The organism is Acidithiobacillus sp. (assembly GCF_023255755.1).
In the GTDB taxonomy this organism is placed as follows: domain Bacteria; phylum Pseudomonadota; class Gammaproteobacteria; order Acidithiobacillales; family Acidithiobacillaceae; genus Acidithiobacillus.
The window spans coordinates 1-17707 of the sequence record NZ_JAGDVS010000164.1 but is presented as its reverse complement, the minus strand read 5'-3'; the positions used below and the strand labels follow the sequence as shown (position 1 = coordinate 17707).

The window sequence follows — 17707 nt, the reverse complement described above, 5'->3', positions numbered from 1 at the left end:
GCCCTCAGCTCGCCGCATCTGCTGCGGGGCGCCAGTACATCCAGAGGGCCAAGGCCACCAAAACGGCCGGCAGGGTCATAGCCAGTATCGGTATGTCCGTCAGCAGAAAAGCAAAAACCACGGCGCCCCCGAGATAGGCTAGTAAGGCAGTAAATTGCTGGCGTAGGGCAAATGGCAGAGGAAGGCGTTTGTGCAGGCTTTGAATGAAAGTCAGCACGATACTGGTCAGGGTGTTGGTGAAAACCACGGATGGTACGCCGGCGACATTCACCAGTCGTGCCGCCACACTCTGCAACCCCATGCTCATGGCGGAGAATAGAATGAGCGCATAAAGGGGAAAGCCCTCTGGTGGAAAACCCCAGAGTAGCCAGCAGAGTGCGTATGACAGGAGAAAGATAACTTCCAGTCCCAGTATCCAGCGCAAGCCGAGGAGACGTTCTTTCCAGAGTGCGGCGATGGCCACCCCGGTCACGAATCCCAGTAGCGCGGAGAGGGAGTGGGTCGCGGAAAGCAGATGTCCCTGGCCGATGGCGATGCCGAAGAGGGCGAGGTTGCCGGTCATTGCCGAGGTGAACACCATATGAAACTTCAGGAAAGCGACGATATCCGCCGCCCCGGAAGTGGCCGAGAGCAGGTGCATGGAACGGTCCGGTTTGCCCAGTCGCTGGGGTGGCGGGTTGGCGGCCATCAGAGCAAGACTCGCTCAATACCCCCCTGGCGAGCGGCGTCGATAAAACCCCGTTGCCACTGTGCGCCGAGGATTTTACGTGCCAGTTCGACGACAATGTAATCGGTGTCGAGACCCGTATCTTCGCGGTAACGCTCCAGGCCCTGTTGACAGGCGGGGCAACTGGTGAGCAGCTTGACGTTGCCATTCTCCGCACGCAGGCTGCCGGTGAGCTGCAGGATGCCTTCCTTGAGTACCTCTTCCTTACGGAAACGGAGCTGGGTGGCAATATCCGGGCGGCTGCTGGCCAGGGTACCCGCCTCTCCACAGCAGCGGGCAGAGTCCAGTACCTGTTGCCCGAGCAGTTGTGACGCCACGGCCTGGGGCTTGTGGGTTTTCATGGGGCTGTGGCAGGGGTCGTGGTAGAGATACTGCACACCCTCTACGCCTTCCAGAGCGACGCCCTTTTCCATCAGGTACTCATGGATATCCAGCAGACGGCAGCCGGGAAAGATCTGCTGGAACTGGTATTGCAGCAATTGATCCATGCAGGTGCCGCAGGACAGGATCACGGTCTTGATATCCAGGTAGTTCAGCGTGTTCGCCACGCGATGAAAGAGCACCTGATTGCGCACGGAGATTTCCTGCCCCTTGTCTTCATGACCGCCCGCCGTTTGTGGATAGCCGCAGCAGAGGTAGCCGGGTGGCAATACGGTTTGCGCGCCGACATGATGCAACATGGCCAGTGTCGCCAGACCAATCTGGCTGAAGAGCCGCTCACTGCCGCAACCGGGGAAATAGAACACCGCATCACTCTCGTCGGTGACTTTGGCGCTGTCGCGGATGATGGGGACGGTCTTGTCATCGACAATGGCGAGAAGCTGGCGCATGGTCTGCACGCCCATGTCCGTAGGCAGCGGTTTGCGCAGGAAGTGGATGACCTCGGCGCGTAGCGGGGCCTTGCCGGTGGTGGCCGGTGGTGGCCCCTTGGGCAGCAGTGGTTTGACGATTTTATGGGCGATGGCCTGCGCATTGTAGGCGCTTTGCAGCACGCCCCGCCGTAAGAGGTGGACTTTGCCGGGCTCTGTGGCATTGAGATAGCTCATGGCCAAGCGCGTGCCGAGATTAAAGGATTTCTCACCCCGCGCCCGGAGTATGTTACGCATGTGAATGGAGACCTTGCCGAAGTCAATATCCACCGGGCAGGGCGTCTCGCACTTGTGGCAGGTGGTGCAATGGTCGGCCACATCGTTGAGGGCGGCAAAATGTTGCTGAGAGACGCCACGCCGCGTCTGCTCCTCATAGAGAAAGGCCTCGATGAGCAGGCCGGTGGCAAGGATCTTGTCGCGCGGCGAGTAGAGCAGATTGGCGCGGGGGATATGGGTCATGCAGACCGGCTTGCATTTGCCGCAACGCAGACAGTCCTTGATCTCACGATTGAGGGCACCCAGTTCGCTGGCTTCCAGCAACAGCGCTTCCTGTTCCACCAGTTGTAAAGAGGGCGTATAGGCAGTTTCCAGCCCGGAGCCCGCCAGCAGCTTGCCCGGATTGAAGAGGCTGTCCGGGTCCACTTTGGCCTTATAAGCCGCGAAAGCAGCAATCTTTTCCGGTTCCATCCAGCGCATCTTGGTGATGCCGATGCCGTGCTCGCCTGAGATGACGCCACCCAGTTTCTGGGCGATGGCCATAATCCGGTCCACCACCCTGTCGGCCTCGTGGAGCATGGCGTAGTCGCTGGAGAGCACCGGGATGTTAGTGTGGATATTGCCATCGCCGGCGTGCATGTGCAGGGCGACAAAAAGACGGGCACGGCGTACTTCTGCATGGATCTCGCGGATACGCGACCGCACGGCAGCAAATGCATCGCCAGCGAACAGCGCCTCCAGCGGCTTGCCGACGTGCTCACGGTAACTGACGCGCAGGGCACCGCGTAGTAGGAGACCGGCCAGGGTGTCATTGGGATGCACGGCGGACAGCATGTGTGCATCCAGCAGTTCCGGATGCTCCATAGCCAGTATATCCAGTTTCTCCAGCAGAGATTGCCAGCGCTGACGTGTATCGCCAATCAACGCCCTGGCGGCGGATTTTTTGGCGTCGACGATGGCCTGATCTTCACTGCTTTCTTCATAATCCTTAGCTTTGCGGATTTCTGCGAGATCACCGGAGACATATTCCTCCAGTGCGCTGAGGCTGGCCAATTTACTGCTGATGGACTGCTCGATATTGATACGCTCGACCGCGCGGCTATACTCCGCCAGCCTCTCCAGAGGAATGACCACATCTTCATTGATTTTGAAAGCATTGGTATGGGCGGAAATGGCGGCGGTGCGGCTGCGGTCGGCCCAGAATCGGCGTCTTGACTCGGGCGTAGTGGCGACAAAGCCCTCACCACCTCGGGCGTTGGCAATACGTACTACCGCCGCTGCCGCCGCACCCGCTGCATCGGGGTCATCGCTGGCGATATCCGCGAGCAGCAGCATCTTCGGGCGTTCGTGGCGGGGGGCCTTGTTGCTGTACTTGATGGCTTTGAGATAGCGCTCGTCCAGGTGCTCCAGACCAGTGAGCAGGACATGCCCCAACCCCTCCACGTAGGATTTCACTTCGACGATGGCTGGTACCGCGGCATCCAGATCGGTGCCATAAAACTCCAGGCAGACCGTGCGCACATGGGCTGGCATCTGATGGAGCAGGAAGCGTCCGGAGGTGATAATGCCGTCGCAGCCTTCCTTCTGGATGCCTGGCAGACCGCCGAGAAACTTATCGGTGACATCCTTGCCCAGCCCGGCCTTGCGGAAGCTGGCACCGGGCAGGGTGAGCACTTCCGACTCCCCGAGCGACGTATGCCCGTCGGTGGCAAAGCGATTCAGGCGGAAACGGACCACCGGCTGGTCGTGAATCTTGCCGAGATTATGGTCCATGCGTTCCACTTCCAGCCAATTCCCATCGGGGGTCACCATGCGCCAGGAAAGCAGGTTGTCGAGGGCCGTACCCCAGAGCACAGCCTTCTTGCCCCCCGCATTCATGGCGATATTTCCGCCGATGGTGGAGGCGTCCATGGATGTGGGATCGACGGCAAAGACGAGGCCTGCCGCATCGGCCGCATCGGCCACGACCTTGGTGACCACACCTGCACCCGCAAAGATGCTGGGGACGCTGGTGTTCAGGCCCTGTGGCGTGACCATTTCGATCACCGACATTTGTTCCAGCTTTTCGGTATTGATGACCGCGCAGTGGCGGCGCAGCGGAATGGCACCGCCGGTATAGCCGGTGCCACCACCGCGCGGGATGATGGATAGCCCAATTTCGCGGCAAGCGGCCACCATGCGCTGCACTTCGGGCTCGTCGGCGGGATAAAGGACGACAAAGGGTAATTCCACACGCCAGTCGGAGGCGTCAGTGACATGAGCGACGCGGGCATAGGCGCTGAAGTCGACATTATCTCTTGCGGTGATTTTGAGCAGGCTGCGCTCCGCTTTCTTGCGCAGGGCCAGATCCTCATCAAATTGCTGCGTAAAGCTACTCACCGCGACGCGAGCGCTCTCCAGCAGACGAATCACCAGCGGATTGCCCTCAGCGCGCTCAGTAATATCGTTCAAGCGATGTGCCAGAGCGTCCCAGAGGGCCTGACGGCGATGCCGATCCTTCGCCAAATCATCCTGGATGTAAGGATTGCGCTGCACCACCCAGAGATCGCCCAGCACTTCAAAGAGCATCCGTGCAGAGCGTCCAGTGACCCGCTGTTCGCGCAGGTCTTCCAGTATCCGCCAGGCATTCATCCCGATCAGGCGGCACACGATCTCGGCGTCTGAAAACGAGGTGTAGTTGTAAGGAATTTCGCGCAGGCGAGTGTTCATCAAGGAACTATAACATTGTCGATGAGCCGAGTCTGCCCCAGCCGTGCAGCCCCGAACCAGCGCGCATCAGGCTGCGGAACGTCAAGTGCCTGCAAAGTCTGGGCATCGCACAACTCCAGATAGTCCGGCAAAAAACCGGCTTGCTCCAGCCTTTCCCAGCCTTCTGTCGTGAGGCTTGCGATATCCGCTGCGCTGGTGCTGCGTCGGGCGAGATCGAACAGCGTTTGCGCGAGCAGCGGAGCAACCTGCCGCTCTGCCGGGTTCAAAAAGGTGTTGCGCGAGCTGTATGCGAGCCCGTCTGCCTCTCTCTGTAAGGGGCCCGGCAAGACCTGCACGTTGAGGTTCAGATCGGCCACCATCTGCTGAACAATGCGCAGTTGCTGATAGTCCTTTTCGCCGAGCAGGAGGATTTCTGGCGCGACTATGTGCAATAGTTTGCCGAGTACGGTACAGACCCCGGCAAAATGGCCGGGACGACTGGCGCCGCAAAGCACCTTGCTCAGGCTGCGTGGTGGCATAACGATGCTGATATCCTGGCGTCCCCGCGGATACATCAGTCCGTCATCCGGGGTAAATACGGTCTGGCAGCCAGCGTCGTGCAGACGCTGCAAGTCCCGGCCAAGGGTGCGCGGGTAGTTTGCAAAGTCTTCCCGGGGCCCGAATTGCAAGGGATTGACGTAGATGCTGACCAGCACCTGTTCGGCTCGGGTGGCGGCGAGTTTCACCAGCGCGAGATGCCCATCGTGCAGGTTGCCCATGGTGGGCACCAGGGCCAGGGGGCCACGCAGACTTTGGCGCCAATGGCGCAGGCTGTTGATATCTTTGAAGATCGCCATTTCAGCGCTTGCGACGTGGCGGGAACTGGACGTTGCCCACGTCTTGCACATATTCGGCGAGGGCATCCCGCATGATCTGGCCGCCTTCGATATAGCGCCGGGCAAAGGGTGGGCTTTCCGCGCCAAGCCCCAGCAGGTCGTGCATCACCAGCACCTGGGCATCCGTATCCGGCCCGGCCCCGATGCCGATCGTGGGTATGGTGATATCGCGGGTAATGTTCGCCGCCAACGCATCGGGGACCGCTTCCAAAACGACGAAGCGGGCACCCGCTTCCGCCAGTGCTCCGGCATCAGTCTGCAAGCGGCGCGCACTGTCCGCGTCGGTACCCTGCCGCTGAAAACCACCCCATTGCCGCACCCGCTGGGGGGTCAGGCCGATATGGGCGCAGATATTGACGCCCCGTTCCGCGCAGAAGGCCACCGTAGGCGCCATCTCCGCACCACCTTCCAGCTTGATGACATCGGCACCGGCGCGCAGCAGGGCTACCGCTGCATCCCAGGCCTGCTCCGGACCCTTTTCGTAGGTCCCGAAGGGTAGGTCAGCAAATATCAGGCAGTCACCTGCTCCTCGCGCCACCATCCGGGTGTGATAGGCCATCTGCTCCAACGTAACACTGAGGGTGTCGTTGGCGCCGGTGACCACCATGCCGAGAGAATCGCCTACCAGTATGCCATGCACCCCCGCCTCCGCCGCGAAACGGGCGAAGGGATAGTCATAGGCCGTAACCACGGCGCGTCTGATGCCGTTTTTTTTGTCCTGCACCCAGCGGGCAATTTTCTTATGCATCTTGTTCCTCAGCCTTTTTCAGCCGATATCTGACGGCGTCGATCAGTTGCTCAGTGTGCCGCGGATCGTAGACAAAATCCACCTGCGCCGAGTCGATATCCAGGCAGGGCAAGGAATAGTCAGCCTCCCACGCACGGTAAGCCGCACTGATGATGCGGGGATTGGTCATGCCTGGGCGGAACGGGTGTTGTGCACGGACGTTTCCTGAATGTTGTCAGGAATACGGGTGATGGATTGCCCAGCCACGGCGGACAGGTGGTCGGCGATGCGCCCGCAGCCGGGAATGACCAGTTCCGGATCAAACTCGGCAAGGGGGATGAGCACGAAGGCTCGCTCGTGCAGGCGGGGATGGGGTAGGATGAGTTCCGGATCCGTGGAACGGGTAGTCCCGTAGCTCAGCAGATCGAGGTCCAGCACCCGCGGACCCCAGTAAATTTCCTCGGCGCGGCAGCGTCCCGCTGCTGCCTCCAGGGTTTGCAGGTGACTGAGGAGGGCGCGGGGTTGCAATGCCGTTTGCAGCCGGGCGACCGCATTGATGAACGCAGGCTGGGTGACACCACCCACGGGTGCCGTCTGGTAGAGATGGGACTGCCACAGGAGGGTGCTTTCCGGTACAGCGGCCAGGGCCTCCAGCGCATGCCGCGCCTGTGCCACGGGCAGGCCCAGGTTGCTGCCAATACTGATCCAGGCAATCACGGTTGGATGGATGGCAGGATGCCTTGTCTGATAAGCCATTGTCGGGCAGTTTCCTTGTCTTTAATCGCGCCATCCAGGCGGGCATCGCGCAGGCGACGCAGTACCTTACCAAGCTGTGGACCGGGCGCCAAGCCCAAGGCTTGCAGATCCCGGCCATTGAGCGGTGACGTCAGACCACGCTGTTTCAGCAAGTAGTAGCGGCCACTTTCGGTGACGGCATCGGTTTCCGGGTACTCTGCGAGTAGCGCCAGTATGCCTGGCAGAGACAGCGATTCCCATAATCGCGCTACTGCACTGGGGCGACTGGCCTTCGCCAAGGCCACAGGCATTTCTGACAGCAAGTGCAGATCGTTCAAAATATGACGCCCATCAGCCAGCGGCCAATAGTGTAAGCGTTTCTCCACCTCCGCCCAAGGAACATCCCGCCAGAGTATGGTCAGCAAGACGGCGGCGCCGAAGAGTTTTTCGCCGGAGAAGTGGCAGTGAAACCAGTTGATTTCCTGTTGACCACGCCGTACCCGGGGAAGGAGAACCTCCAGTTCCAGCGGTGCCGGGCGCAACAGTGGCCATAACTGCCAGGCACCCAGCTTCTCTAAAGCCGCAGGGAGGTCGGTGAGTTCGAGCAGATACTTCAGTTCACGCCACAAACGCGCGCTGCTGAGTCGGGCGAAAATATTCTGGGCCAGCGCCTCCTCCAGTAGTCCGTGCGTGTCGGTTTCCAATTGGAGTTGAAAACGCACGGCGAAACGGAGTCCGCGCAGAATGCGGGTAGGGTCATCCAGAAAAGAAAGGGGATGGAGTACGCGCAGCAAGCTTTGTTGCAGATCTTCACGGCCTCCATAGGGATCCAGAAAGTCGCCAAACTTTTCCGGATCCAGGGAGATGGCCATGGCGTTGATGGTGAAATCGCGGCGGATCAAGTCTGTCTGAATGTCTCCAGGCTGCACTTCCGGCAGTGCTGCGGGCGCTGGATAATGTTCTATCCGGCAACGCGCCAGATCCAGTTGGAATCCGTCGGGGTACTGGAGGATGGCGGTGCCAAATTGCGGATGATATGTACATTGCACGCCGGACAGTTCCGCGGAGCAGGCCCCGGCGACCGCGCGGACGTCACCCTCAATGGCCAAATCTACGTCTGGTGTGGGATGGTTTTGCAGGAGGTCACGGACAGAGCCGCCCACAAGATAAGCCGGTGTGCCAAGCTTTGCAGCAATCCTGCCGATGGCGAGCAGGCGCTCTAGCAGCGCGTCTCCCCATCGCTGTTGCAGCATCCTCTGAATCTCTTCGGCGGGTAGGTGGCCTGCCTTTGGGGTGGCACTGTGAGCGTCCAGCGAGTCGTGTCCCGTAGAAATGAGCGGATCCGGATTAACCGTTGGCGGTTTGTCCGTCGTCATAACTGTCGTCCGCGCCGCCCGGTTGGGCCACGGCGCCCTGATCCGAATGGTTACTGCGCCGTCGCCGTCGCCGGGGACGGCGACGTGACGTTGCCGGGAGTGGCCCCAGCGCTGGTTCCTGTCCGGTTTCTTCGAGACGGGCCTGCTCGATGAGGAGGCGCCGACCATCATGATCTGCAGTCTGGAATTGTTCCCACCATTCCACCAAAGTGGCAGGTATTTCTCCACTGTGGCGGCGCAGACTCAGGAAATCGAAGGCCGCGCGAAAGCGTGGATGGGCGAGCAGAGCATGAGGACGACGTCCGCCACGGCGCAGAAAACGCGCCTGCAAATCCCAGATTTCGCGCATGGGCAGGGCGAAGCGGCGGGGGACAGAAACCCGCCCCACGCATTCCTTCAGCACGTCGCTGGCAGCCTGCTGCAACGCGACCGTGGCGGGTTTGCCCTGTTGTTCGAGCAACTGGCTTTGCAGTTGCAGGGCTGGCCAGAGCAGTGCGGCAAAAAGGAACGCGGGCGTCACCGATTTGCCGTCGCGTACCCGCGTATCAGTGCCTTCCAGCGCGCCTTGCAACAATGCACGCGCTGCGCCGTATTCCGCGTTGTCGAGGAGCACATCCACCTGCGGAAACAGGGCGGCAAACAGTCCCTGCTGACGTAGGTGTTCGAAACTGGTCTGCGCATTACCGTTCAGAAAAAGTTTCAGCGTTTCCTCAAACAGCCGCGCCGAGGGCACCTCCTGCAGACGCTCGCGGCAGGCCGCTATGGGCACCTGTGCGGCTGTATCCATTATGAATCCCAGCTTGGCAGCAAAGCGAACGGCCCGCAGCATCCGCACCGGATCTTCCCGGTAACGCTGCTCGGGATCACCAATGACGCGCAGACGACCGGCCTGCAAATCTTCCATGCCCGTGGAGAAATCCAAAATGCTGCGGTCGGCAATATTGTAATAAAGGGCATTGGTGGTGAAATCCCTTCGCCGCGCGTCCTCTTCCAGCGAGCCATAGACGTTGTCTGCCAATATGCGCCCTGTTTCACTGTGCTCGCTGGCTTCGTCTTCCTTGCCGTTCGCGCTACCACGGAACGTGGCTACTTCAATAATCTCGTTACCAAACTGCACATGGACCAGAATAAAGCGTCGGCCGATCAGTCGTGCGTTACGCCGAAACAGCTTCCGGACCTGCTCCGGGCGCGCATCCGTCGCGACATCGAAATCCTTAGGCTCCCGTCCCAGCAGCAGATCGCGGACACTGCCGCCGACCAGATAGGCCTGAAAGCCGGCGCGGTGCAGGCCATTGAGCACTTGCAAGGCACTGTCACTAATCTGGCGCCGGGATACGTTGTGCTCGTTGCGCGGCGTCACTCGTGCACCGGGGATGCCGGGTGATGGCGACGAAGGCGCCGCCGCCGTTTCGATGGCGCTGTCGGGCAGGTTCAACTGCTTGGTAATAAAGGATTTTATGGATACCAAGGGCGATCTCTGGGTTGGTAGGCGGTAATCTGGGCGACAGTGTACCTGAAAAGTTGCGGAAAATGCAGTGCTCGCCGGGAAGCGCGTGCCTTTCTCTTAATGTCCAATAATTATGGGTTGTCTTCTGATCGAATCGCGTTAGGTAAATTGACCATTCCCCAGGCTTGTCTGACCAGGTATACCGGCCTCTGCTTGCTTTCCTCATAGATCCGACCGAGGTATTCACCGATCACCCCCAGGGCCATGAGCTGCACGCCACCCAGGAATAGCAAGGTAACCATCATGGATGGATAACCCTTTACCGGGTTTCCATACACCAGGGTGCTGATGATCAGCCAGACGGCATAAAGGAAGGCCAACAGCGAAACCACAAAACCCAGATAAGCGGCAAGTTGTAATGGTACCTGGCTAAAAGAAGTAACGCCTTCTACGGCGAGATTCCATAGCCGCCAATAGTTCCAGGTGGTTTTCCCCGCATGGCGGGGCGCACGATGGTAGTAAACATTCGTGCTGCGAAAACCGACCCAGGCAAACAAACCCTTCATGAAGCGCCTGCGTTCAGGAAGGGTCTGCAAGGCATCGAGAACCGGACGGGACAGCAGCCGGAAATCCCCCGTATCCGGCGGTATCTCCACATCGCTCATGCGATTGATGATCCGGTAAAAGACATGCGCAGAGGCGCGTTTGAGCCACGATTCTCCTTCGCGGGAGAGTCGGACGGCGTTCACCACATCAAACCCCTCCCGCCATTGGGCGAGAAGCTCGGGAATAAGTTCGGGCGGGTCTTGCAGGTCAGCATCCAGCGGAATGGCGGCTTCTCCCCGCGCGGCATCCAGCCCGGCGGTGAGCGCCGCTTCCTTGCCAAAATTTCTGGATAAATCAATAACCCTGACCCGTCGATCCTGGTGATGCAGGGCGATCAACTGCAACAGTGTGTCATCGCCGCTGCCGTCATTGACGCAAATCATCTCCCACGGCTCACCCGCCTCGTCCATGACGGCACAGACCCGGGCGTAGAGTGTCGCGAGATTCCCGGATTCGTTGTGGCAGGGGATGATGATGGAAACGGTCATGATGCTTCGATGTGGGCCGGGGCGTGGAGATGATGGAGCCATCGCAGAAAACTACAAGAGTGTGTCCGCCACGTCAAACAATGCTGGAAAAAAAGTGTTCACTTGGGTATAGTGCGGGATGCTTTGGACCATGGGGCTGGGACGCCACTGCCCAGCCCCTTTCTTGTTAGGTGAACCACTATGCAATTGATCGGCGAAGCCCTCACCTTTGACGATGTGCTCCTCGTTCCCGCCCATTCGGCGGTGCTCCCCCGTAATGTGCAGATCGCGACCCAGCTCAGTCGCCGCATCCGGCTGAATATCCCACTGCTCTCGGCGGCGATGGATACAGTAACCGAGGCCGCCATGGCCATCGGACTCGCGCAAGAGGGTGGGATCGGCATCATTCACAAGAATATGTCCCCGGACCAGCAGGCCGCTTTGGTGCGGCGGGTCAAAAAGTTCGAGTCTGGCGTTATTAAGGACCCCATTACCACCCGCGCCGATGTGAGTATTCGCGAAGTGTTGCAGGTGATGGCCGTGCACGGAATTTCCGGCGTGCCAGTCGTGGATGGTGAGCGTCTGGAGGGCATCGTGACCCACCGTGATCTGCGTTTTGAAACGCGCATGGATGCCCCGGTGAGCAGTGTCATGACCCCGCGTGAGCGCCTGGTCACGGTGCCGGAAGGAACCAGTCTGGACGCCACCAAGGCATTGCTGCATCAGCATCGCATTGAAAAAATCCTGGTGGTTAACGAGAGTTTCGAATTGCGTGGGCTGATTACGGTCAAGGATATCCGCAAGGCTACTGAACACCCGCTGGCCTGCCGTGATGGGCAAGGCCGCCTGCTGGTGGGTGCAGCGGTGGGCGTCGGCGAAGGCACCGACGTGCGGGTACAGGCACTGGCGGAGGCGGGGGTCGATGTCATTATCGTCGATACGGCCCATGGTCACAGTCAGGGTGTGCTCGACCGGGTACGCTGGGTGAAGGATCATTTTCCGGATGTGGATGTAATCGGCGGCAACATTGCTACCGGCGAGGCAGCCCTGGCGCTGGTGGAAGCGGGCGCTGATGCCGTCAAGGTGGGTATCGGACCGGGCTCTATCTGTACGACGCGTATTGTTGCCGGGGTAGGTGTGCCACAGGTCACGGCCATCAGTAATGTGGCGGACGCGCTGGCAGGTACCGGTGTATCGCTCATTGCCGACGGCGGCATCCGCTATTCCGGGGACTTCGCCAAGGCGTTGGCCGCGGGGGCGCATGCGGTCATGGTCGGTGGCCTGCTCGCGGGTACCGACGAAGCGCCGGGCGAAATCGAACTTTATCAGGGGCGTTCCTACAAGGCTTATCGTGGCATGGGCTCGCTGGGGGCCATGCAGCAAGGGTCTGCCGACCGCTATTTTCAGGATGCCAGTCCGGAGGCCCCCAAGCTGGTGCCCGAAGGCGTGGAAGGCCGGGTGCCCTATAAGGGACCGGCCGGGCAGGTGATTCACCAGCTCCTCGGTGGCTTGCGCTCCAGCATGGGCTACCTGGGGGCAGAAGATTTGTCGGCTCTGCGCAGCCGTGCCCGCTTCATCAAGATTACCCAGGCGGGCGTGCGCGAGAGCCATGTCCATGACGTGAATATCACCAAAGAAGCGCCCAATTACCGGGTGGAGTGAACCATGCAAGAACGTATCCTGATTCTCGATTTCGGTTCGCAGTTCACCCAGCTTATTGCGCGGCGGGTGCGCGAAGCGCACGTTTACTGTGAAATTCATCCCTATAATATGCCACTCGCGGACATTCGTGCGTGGCAAGCGCAGGGGATCATTCTGTCCGGCGGACCATCGTCGGTACATGATGTCGACGCTCCCATGGTTGATCTGGACGTGTTTACCCTGGGCCTGCCGATCCTCGGTATTTGCTACGGCCTGCAGTTGATGGCGCATTTGCTGGGCGGAAGAGTCGGCAAGGCGGAGCATCGGGAATATGGCCGGGCGCACATTCAGATAACAGAAGCGGTCGGCCCGTTCTTACCCTTCGGGGCGGCAGACACTGCCGAAGAAGTCTGGATGAGTCACGGCGACCGGATCGAGTCCGTGCCCGATGGTTTCCGAGTCCTGGCCAGCAGTGCCAATTCGCCGCTGGCGGCTATTGGCGACCCTGCGCGCAACTTCTATGGCGTGCAGTTTCATTTGGAGGTCGCCCATACCCCCCGTGGTGCGGAGATGCTCACGGCCTTCGTGCGCGGCGTATGCGGCTGCACGGGTGATTGGACCATGCACTCTTATGTGGACACGGCAGTGGCGACGATCCGTACCCAGGTGGGTAAGGGCCGGGTCATTGCCGCGCTTTCCGGCGGGGTGGATTCGGCCGTAGCGGCCGTGCTCATTCATCGCGCCATCGGCGACCAGCTCACCTGCATTTTTGTGGATAACGGGCTGTTGCGCTTTGGGGAAGCGGAGAAGGTGGCGACGGTCTTTCGCAATTACTTTCAGATTCCCCTGCAGGTGGTGGATGCCCGACAGCGTTTTCTGGATGTACTGGCGGATGTCACTGATCCCGAAAAGAAGCGCAAGGCCATCGGTAATCTGTTCATCGAGATTTTTGAGGAAGAGTCGAAGCATCTGGAAGGCGCCGACTTTTTGGCCCAGGGTACCCTTTATCCCGACGTGATCGAGTCTATTTCGTTTAAGGGTCCCAGCGCGACGATCAAGTCTCACCATAACGTGGGTGGCTTGCCGGAGCGCATGCACCTGCAACTGGTCGAACCTTTGCGTGAGCTGTTCAAGGACGAAGTGCGGGAACTCGGCCGTGAGCTGGGCATGCCCGAAGAAGTAATCCGGCGTCAGCCCTTCCCGGGGCCTGGTCTGGCTATCCGTTGTCTGGGGGCGATTGATGAACATCGCCTGGAAGTCCTGCGCCGTGCCGACCGTATCGTCATGGAAGAGATCCGTGACGCCGGACTATATGACCGCCTCTGGCAGGCTTTTGCGGTATTGCTGCCGGTGCGCAGTGTCGGCGTGATGGGCGACGCGCGGACCTATGATGAAACCATCGCCCTGCGCGCGGTGGAGTCGGCGGATGGCATGACCGCAGACTGGGCGCACATACCCTATGAAGTGCTGGGGCGCATCTCCACCCGGATCATCAACGAGGTCGCCGGGATCAATCGCGTGGTTTACGATATTTCATCCAAGCCGCCGGCCACCATCGAGTGGGAGTGAACTGACGTCCTTCGGGGACTATCGCCAGGTATCGAAAAACTGCCGTAACATTTTGAGTTATAAATAAATACGTCACAGCAGCTATTGATGGCTATCGTCGGCTAGAGGAACAGGTTGGCGTTAAAAGTGGCGGCAAGAACCGGAGGCCGGATTAAGACCCTCCCGTTCACTATCTAAAGTCTAAGTCAAAGACTTATAAGACTTCTGACCGCGATGGGATGTACGTGACGGTATCGCCTACCGGTACCGTCACCTTCCGCGGCGATGCGCAAGAGCATCGTCGATAGGGACATTCCGCCGGCCTTCCAGAACCGGCAGCTCAACGAAATCACCGCTGATGACCTGCGCGCCCTCTGCAACAAGGTGAAGGCACGCGGTGCGCCCGCTACCGCGGTCCACATCCGTGACATCGTGAAGCAGGTCTATGCCTTCGCCATCCAGCACGGCGAGAAGGTGGACAACCCGGCCAAGGATTTGGGCGCCGCGTCGATTGCGGCTTTCGTGCCGAAGGATCGCGCCTTGTCACCGCTGGAGATCCGGCTGATGGCATGGCAGATGGAGTCGGTGGCGACCTATCCGACCATCCGGCTGGCGCTGCGCATGATCCTGCTGACGCTGGGGGGCAAGAGCGAGCCGGTTCACGCCACCTGAAGCCGGCGCCATCCGAATTGGAGCAGCGCGAGGCGCGGCTACGGGCGCAGATGGAGGCCAAGAAGGTGAGACGCCAGGGTAGGAAGGGGCGTGGAGCTTGACGCAGTCTTGCGTGGATGACTGCATAGTTCTGTGATTGCAGTCACAGAAAGCAAATGAGGAGTATTGAATTATGGCAATCCTGACTGTAAGGAATGTGCCGGATGACGTGCATCGCGCTTTGCGCGTGCGGGCGGCCCAACACGGCCGCAGCATGGAAGCGGAGGTGCGCGAGATTCTGGCGGCCGTGGTCAAGCCGGAGAAGCGCGTGCGCTTGGGCGAAGCCCTGGCCGCCATCGGCCGCAAGATCGGTCTGACCAATGAAGATTTCGCCGTTTTCGAGAGTGTGCGCGACAAGACGCCGGCCAAACCGTTGCGCTTCGACTGAATGATCGTCCTGGATACCAGCGTCGTTTCCGAGGCGATGAAGCCAGAGCCAGACGCGGCCGTGAGGGCCTGGCTGAACGACCAGGCGGCGGAAACCTTGTATCTGTCGAGCGTCACGCTGGCCGAGTTGCTGTTTGGCATCCGGGCGCTGCTGGCGGGCAAGCGCAAGAACATGCTCGACCGCGCCCTGACCGAACTGCTGGAGCTGTTCAAGGATCGGGTCCTGCCCTTCGATACGGATGCGGCGCGCCACTATGCCGACCTGGCCGTGACGGCCAAGAACGGCGGGCGCGGCTTCCCGACGCCAGACGGCTACATCGCGGCCGTTGCAGCATCGCGGGGATTCATCGTGGCATCACGCGACACATCGCCCTATGAAGCGGCAGGCGTGGCCGTCATCAACCCTTGGAAGGGTGCATGAGGAATTCACGCCCATGAGAACGCCGTAGAAATCGAACAAGCCATCACCGACCTCGCGGAGCGGCCCTTTGACCCCGCAGAGTTCCCCTACACCTTCCTTGAAGCCTTTGACATCCGGGCCACCAGCCGCCTGAATCGCCTGTACGTCGAACTGTTGAAAGACAACCCCGAATCGTAACGCGCGCTTTACTGCGGAATAGCTGCCAGTGTATCCGTGATTACGTACCAAAGCAGCGTGAATAGTGGTGCCCTGTATGCCTTCTCCTGACCATCGGGCAATGCGCTCCTCATGTTCTTTGAGGGTGGAGACACACTGGTTGGGCACGGCCTGCTTGCGCTGATGCTGCAGGGCAGCGAGTTCACCGTCGTCGGGTAAAGGCTGCTGGGGGTCCAGCCAGTCGTGCAGTGCTGCTTGATGACGTAATACGCCTAACTTCTTGCGCCCCATGAGTCCGGAATGGGCGATCTCCCTGTCCCTATCACCTTGGCGCATCAGTACCAGGATTTGGCGAATCGTAAACATCTCAAACCTCCGATTACTCATGGTCACCTGAGTACGGTCAAAGATATTGATGGCTTTAGACGCGCTGACGGTCACGTAGCGTGAGGGGCTGGGGGTAAACCCCCTCGAAGAACTTGAACAAACGCGCCTGTTGGGGGAGTGTCACTTTCCGACCAAGAAAAGGACCCCGTCAGTGTGCCACAACCTTCTGCATGATCCCAAAATATTTCAGTTGTTGTACCGCGTTGATGAAGCCCTTGCCGAAGAAGCCAGGGCCACTCGGTGTGCCTGTGGTGGGAAGTGGCATCGGGCGGACTACCCCCGCAAGCCCAGAGGCTGTTTACGGGATTTCAGAATGCGGTACGCCTCGCGCTTCAGTTTCTGCTGCAGCCACTGCCGCAAGCGCAGAACATCACCCTCCGTGCGGTTTTTCGGGCGCCGGGTCTATCTGGCCCTGGTGATCCTGCTGATGGCCGGACGGCTGACCGCCAGAACACCGGGCGCCCAGGCGGTTTGCGCTTTGCTCGACGTGCCCGGACGCACCCTGCGGCGCTGGCGAGACTGGTGGAGGCAGGACTTCCCGCTGACCTCCCTCTGGAAGGCGGAAGTCGCCTGCTATCTGCCGCCGGTCCACCGGGAAGATCTGCCACTCAGCCTGCTGGCCCGGTTTGCGGGTCCACCCGTTGCTGCCGTGCTGGACGGTTTGGCACTGCTCACGCCGCTGACGATCCGCCAGGGGTAAACCAGGGGTAAAAATCCCGCGGAATGAGGGTTGCAGATTTCCCGCAGAACTTGGCAAGTGTCACCCTGGCCGAGGGTTTGTAAGCTGGGTCCCCCGTGCTGCCCTGGGCGGCACCACCTCTGGAGACCTGACCATGAAGACCCGTATCGACTCCCCCCAACGGGATCGCTGGGCATTGTTGCGCTTTGCGATCATCGGCCCCTTGCTGGCGGCACCACCGGCCCCAGGGGAACTGGCCCTGGCATTGAAGGCGCTGGCCGCCCGGTCGTGGCGTCATCCGCTCACCGGTGAACCAGTCCAGTTTGGATTCTCCACCCTGGAGCGCTGGTATTACCTGGGCCGAACTGCCCAGAATCCGGTCATCACCTTGCGTAATCGGTTACACGGTAACGTCGGCCAGTTCCCGAGTATCACGCCACGGGTGATCGAGACGCTGACCACCCAATACCGGGAGCATCCGGGCTGGACGGCCCAGTTGCACTACGACAATCTGCAGTCCGCCCTGCAGGGGCATGACGTGACGCTTCCGTCCTACCCGACGATCCGCCGCTATCTCAAGGCACATGGCCTGTTCCGGCAGTCGCGGCCGAAACGCGCCGCCGTCGGTGCGATCGCCGCCCGGGACCGACTGGAACGGCTGGAAGTGCGCAGCTATGAGGTAGAACACACCGCCGCCCTCTGGCATCTGGATTTCCACCATGGCTCCCGCAAGGTGCTGACCCGCGCCGGCACCTGGGAGACACCCATGCTGCTGGGGATCATCGACGATCACTCGCGGCTGCTCTGCCACCTGCAATGGTATCTGGACGAGACCGCCGAGAGCCTCATCCACGGCCTCTGCCAGGCCTTCATGAAGCGCGGCCTGCCACGGGCGCTGATGACCGACAATGGCGCCGCCATGGTGGCCGAGGAAACCACCAACGGGCTGGCCATGCTGGGGGTGCTGCACCGGACCACACTCCCATATTCCCCGCACCAAAATGGCAAGCAAGAGTGCTTCTG

At 60.3% G+C, this 17707-nt stretch carries 15 protein-coding genes and 2 pseudogenes; 7 read left to right on the top strand and 10 right to left on the bottom strand.

The genetic code is table 11. The features are described from left to right. Positions 1–4 precede the first annotated feature (4 nt). The 9 genes from Q0C48_RS11490 to Q0C48_RS11450 all read right to left on the bottom strand — a co-directional run bounded on the left by Q0C48_RS11490 (position 5) and on the right by Q0C48_RS11450 (position 10775). Positions 5–688 (bottom strand): YoaK family protein, encoded by a 684-nt coding sequence (locus tag Q0C48_RS11490; protein ID WP_291524472.1) that lies wholly within the window; start codon positions 686–688, stop codon positions 5–7. Next, a complete protein-coding gene (locus Q0C48_RS11485; RefSeq protein ID WP_291524471.1) occupies positions 688–4521 on the bottom strand; it encodes a DUF3683 domain-containing protein in 3834 nt (1277 codons plus the stop codon). The genes Q0C48_RS11490 and Q0C48_RS11485 overlap by 1 nt, the downstream gene beginning before the upstream one ends. After that, positions 4521–5357, bottom strand: a complete 837-nt coding sequence (gene panC / locus Q0C48_RS11480) for a pantoate--beta-alanine ligase (protein ID WP_291524470.1) — start codon at positions 5355–5357, stop codon at positions 4521–4523. The genes Q0C48_RS11485 and panC overlap by 1 nt, the downstream gene beginning before the upstream one ends. Position 5358: 1 nt before the next feature. Then, positions 5359–6144 (bottom strand): 3-methyl-2-oxobutanoate hydroxymethyltransferase, encoded by a 786-nt coding sequence (gene panB / locus Q0C48_RS11475; RefSeq protein ID WP_291524468.1) that lies wholly within the window; start codon positions 6142–6144, stop codon positions 5359–5361. Continuing rightward, positions 6137–6313, bottom strand: coding sequence for a hypothetical protein (locus Q0C48_RS11470; RefSeq protein ID WP_291524466.1), 177 nt, complete (start codon positions 6311–6313; stop codon positions 6137–6139). Before Q0C48_RS11470 ends, panB begins: the two co-directional genes overlap by 8 nt. Then, entirely contained in the window at positions 6310–6879 is a 570-nt protein-coding gene (folK, locus tag Q0C48_RS11465) for a 2-amino-4-hydroxy-6-hydroxymethyldihydropteridine diphosphokinase (RefSeq protein ID WP_291524464.1), read from the bottom strand. The genes Q0C48_RS11470 and folK overlap by 4 nt, the downstream gene beginning before the upstream one ends. After that, positions 6837–8234, bottom strand: coding sequence for a CCA tRNA nucleotidyltransferase (locus tag Q0C48_RS11460; RefSeq protein ID WP_291524462.1), 1398 nt, complete (start codon positions 8232–8234; stop codon positions 6837–6839). Before Q0C48_RS11460 ends, folK begins: the two co-directional genes overlap by 43 nt. After that, on the bottom strand, positions 8206–9702 hold the full coding sequence (gene pcnB, locus Q0C48_RS11455; protein WP_291524460.1) for a polynucleotide adenylyltransferase PcnB: 1497 nt from the start codon (positions 9700–9702) through the stop codon (positions 8206–8208). Before pcnB ends, Q0C48_RS11460 begins: the two co-directional genes overlap by 29 nt. A gap of 110 nt (positions 9703–9812) precedes the next feature. After that, the gene (locus Q0C48_RS11450) at positions 9813–10775 is read right to left on the bottom strand and encodes a glycosyltransferase family 2 protein (RefSeq protein WP_291524457.1); all 963 of its coding nucleotides are present in this window, start codon (positions 10773–10775) and stop codon (positions 9813–9815) included. A gap of 180 nt (positions 10776–10955) precedes the next feature. Here Q0C48_RS11450 and guaB point away from each other — a divergent pair, with 180 nt between their 5' ends. The 5 genes and pseudogenes from guaB (at position 10956) to Q0C48_RS11425 (ending at position 15462) form a co-directional block, all read left to right on the top strand. Further along, on the top strand, positions 10956–12416 hold the full coding sequence (guaB, locus tag Q0C48_RS11445) for an IMP dehydrogenase (RefSeq protein WP_291524455.1): 1461 nt from the start codon (positions 10956–10958) through the stop codon (positions 12414–12416). Between the two features lie 3 nt (positions 12417–12419). Then, entirely contained in the window at positions 12420–13964 is a 1545-nt protein-coding gene (gene guaA / locus Q0C48_RS11440) for a glutamine-hydrolyzing GMP synthase (RefSeq protein ID WP_291524454.1), read from the top strand. Positions 13965–14137: 173 nt separating this feature from the next. After that, a pseudogene (locus Q0C48_RS11435) lies at positions 14138–14612 on the top strand (hypothetical protein); the annotation flags it as partial. Positions 14613–14787: 175 nt separating this feature from the next. Then, the gene (locus Q0C48_RS11430) at positions 14788–15042 is read left to right on the top strand and encodes a plasmid stabilization protein (RefSeq protein WP_291524450.1); all 255 of its coding nucleotides are present in this window, start codon (positions 14788–14790) and stop codon (positions 15040–15042) included. Next, positions 15043–15462, top strand: coding sequence for a type II toxin-antitoxin system VapC family toxin (locus Q0C48_RS11425; protein WP_291524448.1), 420 nt, complete (start codon positions 15043–15045; stop codon positions 15460–15462). Between the two features lie 174 nt (positions 15463–15636). On the opposite strand, the pseudogene Q0C48_RS11420 reads toward Q0C48_RS11425, so the two are convergent. Then, positions 15637–15984: pseudogene (locus tag Q0C48_RS11420) on the bottom strand (IS21 family transposase); the annotation flags it as partial. 334 nt (positions 15985–16318) lie between these two features. Between Q0C48_RS11420 and Q0C48_RS11415 the strand changes: the two are divergent. Continuing rightward, entirely contained in the window at positions 16319–16705 is a 387-nt protein-coding gene (locus Q0C48_RS11415) for a hypothetical protein (protein WP_291524445.1), read from the top strand. Between the two features lie 133 nt (positions 16706–16838). Next, positions 16839–17707 (top strand): DDE-type integrase/transposase/recombinase (locus Q0C48_RS11410; RefSeq protein ID WP_291524443.1); only part of this gene is annotated, 869 nt, incomplete at its 3' end.

Excerpts from the sequence above, each read along its gene's own strand:
- Q0C48_RS11470 (WP_291524466.1), bottom strand. The coding sequence starts at position 6,313 with ATGACCAATCCCCGCATCATCAGTGCGGCTTACCGTGCGTGGGAGGCT.
- panB (WP_291524468.1), bottom strand. The coding sequence starts at position 6,144 with ATGCATAAGAAAATTGCCCGCTGGGTGCAGGACAAAAAAAACGGCATC.
- guaB (WP_291524455.1), top strand. The coding sequence starts at position 10,956 with ATGCAATTGATCGGCGAAGCCCTCACCTTTGACGATGTGCTCCTCGTT.
- Q0C48_RS11485 (WP_291524471.1), bottom strand. The coding sequence starts at position 4,521 with ATGAACACTCGCCTGCGCGAAATTCCTTACAACTACACCTCGTTTTCA.
- panC (WP_291524470.1), bottom strand. The coding sequence starts at position 5,357 with ATGGCGATCTTCAAAGATATCAACAGCCTGCGCCATTGGCGCCAAAGT.
- guaA (WP_291524454.1), top strand. The coding sequence starts at position 12,420 with ATGCAAGAACGTATCCTGATTCTCGATTTCGGTTCGCAGTTCACCCAG.
- Q0C48_RS11490 (WP_291524472.1), bottom strand. The coding sequence starts at position 688 with ATGGCCGCCAACCCGCCACCCCAGCGACTGGGCAAACCGGACCGTTCC.
- Q0C48_RS11460 (WP_291524462.1), bottom strand. The coding sequence starts at position 8,234 with ATGACGACGGACAAACCGCCAACGGTTAATCCGGATCCGCTCATTTCT.
- Q0C48_RS11415 (WP_291524445.1), top strand. The coding sequence starts at position 16,319 with ATGCGGTACGCCTCGCGCTTCAGTTTCTGCTGCAGCCACTGCCGCAAG.
- Q0C48_RS11425 (WP_291524448.1), top strand. The coding sequence starts at position 15,043 with ATGATCGTCCTGGATACCAGCGTCGTTTCCGAGGCGATGAAGCCAGAG.
- folK (WP_291524464.1), bottom strand. The coding sequence starts at position 6,879 with ATGGCTTATCAGACAAGGCATCCTGCCATCCATCCAACCGTGATTGCC.
- Q0C48_RS11430 (WP_291524450.1), top strand. The coding sequence starts at position 14,788 with ATGGCAATCCTGACTGTAAGGAATGTGCCGGATGACGTGCATCGCGCT.
- Q0C48_RS11450 (WP_291524457.1), bottom strand. The coding sequence starts at position 10,775 with ATGACCGTTTCCATCATCATCCCCTGCCACAACGAATCCGGGAATCTC.